The 10,038-nt window shown below is 72.1% G+C and carries 12 protein-coding genes; 8 read left to right on the plus strand and 4 right to left on the minus strand.

The genetic code is table 11. The annotated features are described in order from the left end of the window. Nucleotides 1-836 (minus strand): diacylglycerol kinase (locus EBH09_RS19105; RefSeq protein ID WP_121748192.1); only part of this gene is annotated, 836 nt, incomplete at its 3' end. Between the two features lie 185 nt (nucleotides 837-1,021). On the opposite strand from EBH09_RS19105, the gene EBH09_RS19110 reads away from it, so the two are divergent. From EBH09_RS19110 to EBH09_RS19130, 5 genes are all read left to right on the plus strand, one after another. Beyond that, nucleotides 1,022-2,305, plus strand: coding sequence for an adenylosuccinate synthase (locus EBH09_RS19110; RefSeq protein WP_121748193.1), 1,284 nt, complete (start codon nucleotides 1,022-1,024; stop codon nucleotides 2,303-2,305). Between the two features lie 116 nt (nucleotides 2,306-2,421). After that, entirely contained in the window at nucleotides 2,422-2,913 is a 492-nt protein-coding gene (locus tag EBH09_RS19115) for a DUF3515 family protein (RefSeq protein WP_121748194.1), read from the plus strand. 79 nt (nucleotides 2,914-2,992) lie between these two features. After that, nucleotides 2,993-3,193, plus strand: coding sequence for a hypothetical protein (locus EBH09_RS19120; RefSeq protein ID WP_121748430.1), 201 nt, complete (start codon nucleotides 2,993-2,995; stop codon nucleotides 3,191-3,193). Nucleotides 3,194-3,274: 81 nt separating this feature from the next. Beyond that, nucleotides 3,275-4,174 (plus strand): sigma-70 family RNA polymerase sigma factor, encoded by a 900-nt coding sequence (locus tag EBH09_RS19125; protein WP_121748195.1) that lies wholly within the window; start codon nucleotides 3,275-3,277, stop codon nucleotides 4,172-4,174. A gap of 38 nt (nucleotides 4,175-4,212) precedes the next feature. Further along, nucleotides 4,213-4,503: a hypothetical protein gene (locus EBH09_RS19130; RefSeq protein ID WP_121748196.1), complete on the plus strand. Its 291-nt coding sequence runs from the start codon at nucleotides 4,213-4,215 to the stop codon at nucleotides 4,501-4,503. 11 nt (nucleotides 4,504-4,514) lie between these two features. On the opposite strand, the gene EBH09_RS19135 is transcribed toward EBH09_RS19130, so the two are convergent. From EBH09_RS19135 to EBH09_RS19145, 3 genes are all read right to left on the minus strand, one after another. Then, the gene (locus tag EBH09_RS19135) at nucleotides 4,515-5,165 is read right to left on the minus strand and encodes a hypothetical protein (RefSeq protein WP_121748197.1); all 651 of its coding nucleotides are present in this window, start codon (nucleotides 5,163-5,165) and stop codon (nucleotides 4,515-4,517) included. Between the two features lie 187 nt (nucleotides 5,166-5,352). After that, complete coding sequence (locus EBH09_RS19140; protein WP_121748198.1) at nucleotides 5,353-6,054, minus strand: GntR family transcriptional regulator; 702 nt, start codon at nucleotides 6,052-6,054, stop codon at nucleotides 5,353-5,355. Between the two features lie 131 nt (nucleotides 6,055-6,185). After that, nucleotides 6,186-7,541, minus strand: coding sequence for an aspartate aminotransferase family protein (locus tag EBH09_RS19145; RefSeq protein WP_121748199.1), 1,356 nt, complete (start codon nucleotides 7,539-7,541; stop codon nucleotides 6,186-6,188). Between the two features lie 174 nt (nucleotides 7,542-7,715). Here EBH09_RS19145 and EBH09_RS19150 point away from each other — a divergent pair, with 174 nt between their 5' ends. The 3 genes from EBH09_RS19150 to EBH09_RS19160 all read left to right on the plus strand — a co-directional run. Then, nucleotides 7,716-8,339 carry a DJ-1/PfpI family protein gene (locus EBH09_RS19150; protein ID WP_121748200.1) on the plus strand — a complete coding sequence of 208 codons (624 nt, stop codon included), beginning with the start codon at nucleotides 7,716-7,718 and terminating at the stop codon, nucleotides 8,337-8,339. Beyond that, nucleotides 8,336-8,821 carry a MarR family transcriptional regulator gene (locus tag EBH09_RS19155; protein WP_121748201.1) on the plus strand — a complete coding sequence of 162 codons (486 nt, stop codon included), beginning with the start codon at nucleotides 8,336-8,338 and terminating at the stop codon, nucleotides 8,819-8,821. The genes EBH09_RS19150 and EBH09_RS19155 overlap by 4 nt, the downstream gene beginning before the upstream one ends. 114 nt (nucleotides 8,822-8,935) lie before the next feature. Beyond that, the coding region (locus EBH09_RS19160; protein WP_238697377.1) for a serine/threonine-protein kinase at nucleotides 8,936-10,038 on the plus strand (1,103 nt) is incomplete at its 3' end.

The following is a 10,038-nucleotide window of genomic DNA, read 5'->3' on the forward strand; positions in this document are numbered from 1 at the left end:
ACCGTCCAAGTCCGCGTTCCCACCGGCCCCGACACCACCGCGTCGGCCCGGTACCGGAAGTGCGCCCCCGACACGGTCACCGTCCGTCCGCTCGCCGTCAGCGGCGACGCCTCCGCGCCCACCGACAGCGGCCGTACCTCCACCACGGCCACTCCGCCGGCGCCCGGCATCACCGAGACCCCCTCGACCGGCTGGTCCAGGTCCACCAGCGTCACCCCGTCGACCTCCACCCGCAGCCGCGCCGTACCGGCCGCGCCCAGCGCCGCCGTGACCCGGGCCGGCCGCGAGGACGCCAGCGTCCGTACGAGGGACTGACAGGTCCGCAGCCAGGGACGGGCCGGCGCTCCCGGCCCCACGTCCGTGCCCTCGGGGGCGGTGACCGGCGGAATCCCCACGGCCCCCAGCACCACCCCGTCACTGTCGTCGACCAGCAGGTCGAGGCGGCGTTCCGTGCCGTCCAGCACCGCCCGCGCCGCCGCCACCGCGCCCGACGGCAGCCCGAGCGCCCGGGTGAGGCCCAGTACCGGCCCCACCGGCACCACCGACAGCGAGCAGCCGGCCAGCTCCCGCTGCCGGTGCAGCAGGCCCACGGCCCGCAGCAGCGCGCGGTCGTCGCCGATCACGACGGGCCGCCGTGAGCCCCTTCGCCGCAGCGCCCGGGCGAATTCCTCCGGACCGTCCGGCAGACACACCTTCGTACTGGCCGCACCCGCGCTGAGCACGTCTTTCGCGATCCGGACGGACTCTCCGTCCGCCCGCCGGGCGACCGGATCGATGACCACCAGAAGCTGATCGGGCGTCGCGGAAGACCGCGCGGAAGTCGCCACCTCGGCCATGCCTCGCTTCCTCGGGTAGCATCTTTGTGCAAGAGCCCCTTGCGCTATTGCGCCAGGGGCTTCGTCTATTCCGGGGCATCCGGTCCGACGGTTGGCGGCCAACGACGGTCGCGGTGTACGTGGCGGAAACCCACCGCGTACGCCCTCGACCATGGACATGCCCCGCCCGGAAGGGGTGTACGCGCGTGCCCGCACTTGTGCTGCTCGGTGCTCAGTGGGGTGACGAAGGCAAGGGAAAGGCGACGGACCTGCTCGGTGGTTCCGTCGACTATGTGGTGCGCTACCAGGGCGGCAACAACGCCGGCCACACGGTAGTCGTGGGCGATCAGAAGTACGCCCTCCACCTGCTCCCTTCCGGAATCCTGTCTCCCGGCTGTACGCCGGTCATCGGTAACGGTGTCGTTGTCGACCCGTCGGTCCTGTTCTCCGAGCTGAGCGGGCTGAACGAGCGCGGCGTCGACACGTCCAAGCTCCTGATCAGCGGAAACGCGCACATCATCACGCCGTACAACGTGACCGTCGACAAGGTGACGGAACGCTTCCTCGGCAAGCGCAAGATCGGCACCACCGGTCGCGGCATCGGCCCGACCTACGCCGACAAGATCAACCGTGTGGGCATCCGCGTCCAGGACCTCTACGACGAGTCGATCCTCACGCAGAAGGTCGAGGCGGCGCTCGACGCCAAGAACCAGATGCTCACCAAGCTCTACAACCGCCGTGCGATCGCCACGGGCCAGGTCGTCGAGGAGCTGCTGGGCTACGCGGAAAAGCTCGCGCCGTACGTCGCCGACACCGTCCTGGTCCTGAACCAGGCCCTCGACGACGACAAGGTGGTCCTCTTCGAGGGCGGCCAGGGCACGCTGCTGGACATCGACCACGGCACGTACCCCTTCGTCACCTCGTCGAACCCGACCGCGGGCGGCGCCTGCACCGGCGCCGGCGTGGGCCCGACGAAGATCAGCCGGGTCATCGGCATCCTCAAGGCGTACACGACCCGCGTCGGCGCCGGTCCCTTCCCGACCGAGCTGTTCGACGAGGACGGCGAGGCCCTGCGCCGCATCGGTGGCGAACGCGGTGTGACGACCGGCCGTGACCGCCGCTGCGGCTGGTTCGACGCGGTGATCGCCCGCTACGCCACCCGCGTCAACGGCCTCACCGACTTCTTCCTCACCAAGCTCGACGTCCTCACCGGCTGGGAGCAGATCCCGGTCTGCGTGGCGTACGAGATCGACGGCAAGCGCGTCGAGGAGCTGCCGTACTCGCAGTCCGACTTCCACCACGCGAAGCCGGTCTACGAGATGCTGCCGGGCTGGAGCGAGGACATCAGCAAGGCGAAGTCCTTCTCCGAGCTGCCGAAGAACGCGCAGGCGTACGTCAAGGCGCTGGAGGAGATGTCCGGCGCCCCGATCTCCGCGATCGGCGTGGGCCCGGGCCGGGACGAGACGATCGAGATCAACTCGTTCCTGTAGGACCCGTTCCTGTAGGACCCGTTCCTGCAGGACCGCTGGAACCTCCGCGAACGCCGACGGATACGCTGGCCGGTGACAGCAGTGGACGGAACGGACAGCGCGGAGCGGATCGGAACATGCGGAAGCCCACCACCCGGATGTGGATCTGGCTGACCGTGGCCGTCGTGGCCGTCGCCGGCGGGCTCCTCTACGTCGACAGCCACCGCGTCTCGGCCGCCCCGCACGCCGCCGACGCCAAGTGCGACGAGGTGGTCTCCCGCCTCCCGGACGGCATACCCGGCGCCTCGCGCGACTGGGCCCTCGGCGACGGCGTCGCCTCCTGGGGCGGCCAGAAGGCGGTGTTCCGCTGCGGCGCCGAGGAACTGCCGCCGAACATCAACCTCTGCGTCACGGCCGACGGCGTCGACTGGGTCCTGGACGAGGAGCGGCTCAAGAGCGACGGCGTGAGCGTCCTGCGGACGTACGGCCGCTCACCGGCCGTCGAGCTCACGTACTCCGGTCCGCGTGAGGAGGTGGGCGGCGTCCTCGCCGCGCTGGACCCGGCGGTGGAGTGGATCCCGCAGGAGCGGAAGTGCGTCGGCCTGGAGGACGCCGACGTCCTCGGCTAGCCGTTCGGCCCCCTTTGCCGGGCGTCGGCGCGGCGCCTGGTGTCGGATCGGGGGCATGACCGACCGTGAGAGCGGGGGCATGGCCGGCCGTGACCACGCCGCTTCCTGCCAGGGCCCGTACGGTGGCGAGGCCGGCCCCGGGAGCTGCGGTGATCCGGCCCGCTTCGAGGTCGCCCGGCATCTGCGGGCGCCGCTGCGGGTGTGCCCCGTACATCTGGGGCCGTCCCTGCTGCTGGCGGACGGGGTGCTGTGGCCGCCGGGGATCTCCCTGATCCGCTGAGGACGCGGGCCCCCGGAGTGGTTCACTTGGGTGACTCGGCCGGATCGGACCGGTTCCGAGGACGGGGAGGGAAGCCGTACGGTGTCTGGACGATCCGACGCGATGGCGGAGCGCTTCGAGCTGGACCGCCCCCGGCTGCGGGCGGTCGCCTACCGGATCCTCGGTTCCCTCGGCGAGGCCGACGACGCTCTCCAGGACGCGTGGCTGCGCGCCGACCGTGCGGACACCTCCGGGGTGGAGAACCCGTCCGGCTGGCTCACCACGGTCGTGGCCCGGGTCTGCCTGAACATGCTCCGAGCCCGGGACACGCGCCGTGAGGAGTCCTTGGACGACGGGACGGAGCGTGGACCGGCCGCCGCCGCCCCGGTGTCAGGTGGGCCCGCCGCCGACCCGGCCGAGGAGGCACTGCTCGCCGACGAGGTCGGCGTGGCGCTGCTGATCGTCCTGGACACCCTGGGCCCGGCCGAGCGGCTCGCGTTCGTCCTGCACGACATGTTCGACGTGCCCTTCGACGACATCGCCGCGATGCTCGACAAGACGTCCGCGGCCACCCGCCAGCTGGCCAGCCGCGCTCGCCGCCGGGTCAGGGGCGTACCCGCGCCCGATGCCGACCTGCCCCGCAGGCGCCGCGCGGTCGACGCGTATCTGGCGGCCACGCGCGGCGGCGACTTCGACGCGCTGGTCTCCCTGCTCCACCCGGACGTCGTCCTGCGCGCCGACGCGGCGGTCGTTCCGACGCCCGGGCCCATCGCCGTCACCGGCGTGGAGCAGGTGGCCAGGGGCGCGATGGCCTCGATGGGCCGGGCCAGGTCCGCGGGTGTCGTCCTGGTCGACGGCCGGGTGGGCATGGCGATGGCCGAGCACGGCAGGCTGCGCGTGGTGCTCCGCTTCGCCTTCGCGGACGACGGTCTCATCACCGGTATCGATGTGATCGCGGAGCCGAACAAGCTGAACAATCTGCTTATTTCAGGCATAAGCTGAGGCTGTACACGTCGCGTCGACAGAAGAAGGTGAGTGCGATGCGCGTGCTGCTCAAGGCCACGCTGGACACGGAGAAGTCGAACGAACTCGTCCGCAGCGGCAAGATGACGGACCTGATGCGGGAGACCGTCGACCACATCAAGCCGGAGGCCGCCTACTTCGGCGTCCTCGGCGGTCGGCGGACGGCCCTGCTGGTCTTCGACATGCAGGACAGCTCGGAGATGCCCCGGCTCGGTGAGCCGTTCCTCATGGAGATGAACGCCGAGGTCGAGATCTGCCCGATCATGAACGGCGAGGACCTCGCGAAGGGCCTCTCCCAGCTGCGCTGACCGGCACGAGGTCAGCTGAAGACGATCATCGACCCCTGTGCCAGGCTCCGCGTGGCCGCCGCGTGCAGGCCCAGCCACACGTGACGCTCGCGGGCGAAGGGGCTGGAGTCGTACGGTGCCGGCACGGCCGGCTCCTCCAGCTCCGTCGGGGCGAGCGGCGGCTGCGGGGCAGCCGGGGGGTTGGCCGGATCGATGCCCAGGGCCGGGGCGACGGCCTCCAGTTCCCGCAGGAGGGAGTGCGAGGAGCCCAACGGGCCGCCACCCGCGAGGAGTTCGTCGCTGGAGAGCGGGTGCGGGAAGTCGACGGGGACGTAGGCACCCGCGTGGTCGTAGTGCCAGACCAGGTGCGACTGCTGGGCCGTCGTCTCGAACATCTCCAGCAACTGCTCGTAGTCGCCGCCGAGTTCGTCCACCGGCGTCACCGGCAGCCCGCACACCTGGAGCAGGTGCGCCCGGCGCAGGAAGTGCAGCGCGTCGTAGTCGAAACCGGCTACCGGGGCGACCTCGCCGGACAGTCCCGGCATGTACTGGTACACCGGCACCGGCGGCAGCCCCGCCTCGGCCAGTACCTTGTCGTACTGCGCGAGTTCCTCGGCGAACGGGTTGTCCGGCGTGTGGCACAAGACGTCGACGAGCGGTACCAGCCACAGGTCACAGGCCAAAAGAGGGCTCCTCACACAGCACGGCGGTCAAGCACGGCGATCCAGCACGATGGTCGGGCTCGGTAGTCGGGATCGGTGGTCAGGAAGCGTAGTCGGTGCGCGTTGCGTGCAGTTCCCATACCCATCTGGCGCCGGACCACGACACGCGGGACGTTGGTCATCCCCGGCTGCCCCCGGCTGCCCCCGGTCATCGCCGGGCGAGCCGCTCGATGAGGGCGAGCGAGTGGGTGTTGTACGCCTCGACGAGCGACCGCGCCCCGGCGGCGTCGCGGCGGGCGAGGGCGTCGACCAGTTCGGTGTGCCCGGACCACAGCGCGCCGCGCAGGTCACTGAGCCGACGCAGGTGCTGCACCGTGCACACCCAACTCTGCACGCGCAGCCGGTGCAGGAAGTCGGAGAGGTAGGGGTTGCCGAACAGGACGGCCAGCTCGCGCCAGTACCGCAGGTCGTAGCCGATGAGGATGGTCAGGTCACCGGCCGCGGCGGCGCGCTGCGCCTCCTCGCCGCGCCGGCGGACCCCGGCGAGGGCGGCGGCGATCCGCGGGTCGTGGGGGTCCGGGCCGCCGCGGCGGTCGTCGACGAGGACGAGGAACATCCCGTCGGTGACGAGGCTGCGGGCCTCGATCATGCCCCGGAAGTCGTCGACCGAGTACTCGTGCACGCGGAAGCCGCGATGGTGGTCGGCGTCGAGGAGCCCCTGCGCGGACAGGTCGACCAGGGCCTCGCGCACCGGTGTCGCGGAGACCCCGTACTGCTCGGCGATCTCCTTGACCGTGAATTCCTGCCCCGGCTGGAGCCGCCCGGCCAGCACCTCGTCGCGGAGCGCGTCGGCGATCTGCCGGCGCAGGGTGCTGCGGGTGACGGCACCGGTGCCGCTGGGGCCGGGCATGGTCGGGCGGTCTCCTTGTCGCGTGCGGGGGAGGAGGCGTACTCGTACACATGTCTACCGTGTACGAGCACGCCACCCTACGCGCTCGGATCCCTTTCCTGCCCGTATGCGGGCAGGGCCCCGCCCGGGCCTTACTCGGTGTACTCATCCGCCACGGACAGTGCCGTGTCCAGGGCCGCCAGGCCCTCCTTCAGCTCCGCCTCGGAGACGTTGCACGGCGGCACGACGTGGGTGCGGTTCATGTTCACGAACGGCCACACGCCGTGGGCCTTGGCGGAGGCGGCGAAGGCGGACATCGGTGTGGCCGCCTGCCCGGTCGCGTTGTACGGCACCAGCGGCTCCCGGGTCTCCCGGTTCTTCACCAGCTCCAGCGCCCAGAACATGCCGGTGCCGCGCACGTCGCCCACGCTCGGGTGGCGCTCGGCCAGCTCACGCAGCGCGGGCTCGACGACCCCGGTACCGAGCCGGGCGGCGTGCCCGACGATGCCCTCCTCCTCCATCACGTTGATGGTGGCGACGGCGGCGGCGCAGGCCAGCGGGTGCCCCGAGTACGTCAGCCCGCCGGGGTAGGGCCGTTCGGCGAAGGTCTCGGCGATCTCCCCGGAGATCGCGACGCCGCCCAGCGGCACGTAGCCCGAGTTCACGCCCTTGGCGAAGGTCATCAGGTCGGGTACGACGTCGTAGAGGTCCGCCGCGAACCACGTACCGGTCCGCCCGAAGCCGGCCATGACCTCGTCCAGCACGAAGACGATCCCGTACTTGTCGCAGATCTCGCGGACCCCGGCCAGGTAACCGGCCGGCGGCGCCATGATCCCCGCCGTGCCCGGGATCGTCTCCAGGATGATCGCGGCGACGGTACCCGGACCCTCGAAGGCGATCGTCGTCTCCAGGTGCTCCAGCGCCCGCGCGCACTCCTGCTCCTCGGTCTCGGCGTAGAAGCGCGAGCGGTAGAGGAAGGGCGCCCAGAAGTGCACGACCCCGGCCGCGCCGCTGTCCGAGGCCCAGCGGCGCGGGTCGCCGGTGAGGTTGATCGCCTGCTGGGTGCCGCCGTGGTACGAGCGGTACGCCGACAGCACCTTCGACCGCCCGGTGTGCAGCCGCGCCATGCGCACGGCGTGCTCCACGGCGTCCGCGCCGCCGTTGGTGAAGAAGATCTTGTCCAGGTCGCCGGGCGTCCGCTCGGCGATCAGCCGTGCCGCCTCCGAGCGCGCCTCGACGGCGAACGCGGGCGCGAAGGTCGCCATCTTCGCCGCCTGCTCCTGGATCGCGGCGACGACCTTGGGGTGCTGGTAGCCGATGTTGGTGTAGACGAGCCCGCTGGCGAAGTCGAGGTAGCGCTTGCCTTCGTAGTCCCAGAAGTACGACCCCTCGGCGCCGGCGACGGCGAGCGGGTCGATGAGCTCCTGCGCGGACCAGGAGTGGAAGACGTGCGCGCGGTCCGCGGCCTTCACGGCGGCGCCGGCCTGGGGATTGGGCTGAGGGGTCATGCGGCCGAGGGTAGATGTCCGCGATGCGGAAACGGAATCGGCGTCCTGTCTGCGGTCGGGGGCTTTCCACGACAGGTTGTCGACGAGGCGCACACCCTCACCTCATTGACAGCATGCTGCCTTCATGACAGCCTTCTGTCATAAGGGTCGTCCCGCGCAACCGCTGGAGGAGTCATGAACGGCACCACGAACGGCACCCGCAAGCCCGTCCATCTCGCCGTGTACGACACCCTGGCCGACTGGGAGACCGGCCACGCGACGGCCCACCTCGCCCGCGCCGGGTATCCGGTGCGCACCGTCGGTCCCACCGCCGCCCACGTCACGAGCACCGGCGGCCTGCGTATCCGGCCCGACCTGGCCCTGGCCGGCCTGCGCCCAGAGGACAGCTCCCTGCTGATCCTCCCGGGCGCCGACCTCTGGGACACCACGGACGACCTCGCCCCCTTCGCCCGCGCCGCCCGTGCCTTCCTGGACGCCGGCGTGCCGGTCGCCGCCATCTGCGGCGCCACCGCCGGACTGGCCCGCGAGGGCCTGCTCGACGACCGCGCGCACACCAGTGCCGTCTCCTTCTACCTGGCGGCGTCCGGCTACGCGGGCGGCGAGCGGTATGTGGAGGCCGACGCGGTCACCGACCGCGGCCTGATCACCGCCGGCCCCACCGAGCCGGTCGCCTTCGCCCGGGAGATCCTCGGCCTGCTCGGGGCGTACGAGGGCGAGGTACTGGACGCCTGGTACCGGCTGTTCCACGACTCCGACCCGGAGGCGTACGCCGTACTGGAGAAGGCGGGTGCCGCGTGAGCGGCCGGGAGCGGCAGGAACTGCTCAGCGGCGCCGCGCTCGGCGTCTTCCGGCTCAACGGCCAGTTCCTCGCGGTCGCGGAGGAACTGGCCCGCCCCGCCGGACTCACCGCCGCCCGGTGGCAGGTGCTCGGCGCGGTGCTGCGCGAGCCGCTGCCCGTCTCCGGCGTCGCGCGGGCGATGGGCATCACCCGGCAGAGCGTGCAGCGCATCGCCGACCTGCTGGTGGAGCGCGGCCTCGCCGAGTACCGGCCCAACCCGGCCCACCGCCGCGCCAAGCTCCTCGCGCCGACGGACGCGGGCTTCGCCGCCGTCTCCCGCATCGGTCCCGGCCACGCCGCCTACGCCGACCGGTTGGCAAAGGCGTACGGGTCCGAGACGGAGCTGGCGGAGGCGGTGGCGGCCCTCGAACGACTGTCGAAGGCGCTGGCCGGGCTCGGCGGGCCGTCCACCGCGGACGACCCGCCTGTTACGGAACCGTAGAACCGGACCGGCTCACCGCGCGGCCGCCCCGCACTATCCTCGATCTGTTGCTCACGTGGGTTCACGTGCGGGGGAAGGCGGCGCGACATGGAGAAGCTCGGGGGCGGGGACCCGATGGGGGTCCCCCCAGGCGTTCAGCACTGGGGGAGGATCGGCGACTACCGGCTGCTGGGGCGGCTCGGGGCGGGCGGTATGGGCCATGTCTACCTGGCCCGTTCGGACCGCGGACGCACGGTCGCCGTCAAGCTGGTGCGCGAGGAACTGGCCGCGCAGGAGGAGTTCCGGGAGCGGTTCCGGCAGGAGGTCGAGTCCGCGCGCCGGGTCGGCGGGTACTGGACGGCGCCCGTGCTGGACGCCGACACCGAGGCCGCCGTGCCGTGGGTCGCCACCGGATACGTCGCGGGCCCCAGCCTCCAGCAGGTCGTGGGGCACGACCACGGCGCCCTGCCCGAGCGTTCGGTACGCACGCTGGCGGCCGGTCTCGCCCACGCCCTCCAGGACATCCACGCCGCCGGGATCATCCACCGCGACCTCAAGCCGTCCAACGTCCTCGTCACCATCGACGGCCCCCGCGTCATCGACTTCGGCATCGCGCGCGCCCTGCAGACGATGACCGACGGCGGGCTCACCCGCACCGGCGCGCTGGTCGGCTCGCCCGGTTTCATGGCGCCCGAGCAGGTGCGCGGCGACCGCATCACGCCCGCCTGCGACGTCTTCTGCCTCGGTTCCGTCGTCGCCTACGCCGCGACCGGCGAACTGCCCTTCGGCACCGCCAACAGCGGCGTGCACGCGCTGATGTTCCGCATCGCGCAGGAGGAACCCGACCTGGACGGCTTGCCCGAGAGCATCGCCGACCTCGTACGCGACTGCCTGAAGAAGGACCCCGCCGCACGCCCCGCCCTCGCCGAGGTTCTGGAGCGCACGGGCGCGCAGGACACGGTCGCCGACGGCCGCTCCCGCGACCCCTGGCTGCCAAGCGCGCTGGTGGCGCAGCTGGGCCGGCACGCGGTACGGCTGCTGGACACGGAGACCCCGGAGCCCCCGGAGCCCCCGGAGCCCCCGGAGGCGCCGGGAGCGGCCGGGGCCGACGGGGTGACCGCCCCGGAGCCGTATGCGCCGTCTCCCTCCTCGACCCCGTCCCCCTCCCCGTCGCCGGGTCGGGAACCGGCCGCCGCGACGCCGGGCGGTCCGCCGCCACCGCGCGAGCCGGGCAGCGG

Origin of the sequence: Streptomyces sp. E2N166, from assembly GCF_003671715.1 — a bacterium.
Taxonomy (GTDB): domain Bacteria; phylum Actinomycetota; class Actinomycetes; order Streptomycetales; family Streptomycetaceae; genus Streptomyces; species Streptomyces thinghirensis.

Bases quoted from the DNA above. Each gene is read 5' to 3' on its own strand.
- EBH09_RS19150 (WP_121748200.1), top strand. From the start codon at position 7,716: ATGAACGGCACCACGAACGGCACCCGCAAGCCCGTCCATCTCGCCGTG.
- EBH09_RS19130 (WP_121748196.1), top strand. From the start codon at position 4,213: ATGCGCGTGCTGCTCAAGGCCACGCTGGACACGGAGAAGTCGAACGAA.
- EBH09_RS19140 (WP_121748198.1), bottom strand. From the start codon at position 6,054: ATGCCCGGCCCCAGCGGCACCGGTGCCGTCACCCGCAGCACCCTGCGC.
- EBH09_RS19115 (WP_121748194.1), top strand. From the start codon at position 2,422: ATGCGGAAGCCCACCACCCGGATGTGGATCTGGCTGACCGTGGCCGTC.
- EBH09_RS19145 (WP_121748199.1), bottom strand. From the start codon at position 7,541: ATGACCCCTCAGCCCAATCCCCAGGCCGGCGCCGCCGTGAAGGCCGCG.
- EBH09_RS19120 (WP_121748430.1), top strand. From the start codon at position 2,993: ATGGCCGGCCGTGACCACGCCGCTTCCTGCCAGGGCCCGTACGGTGGC.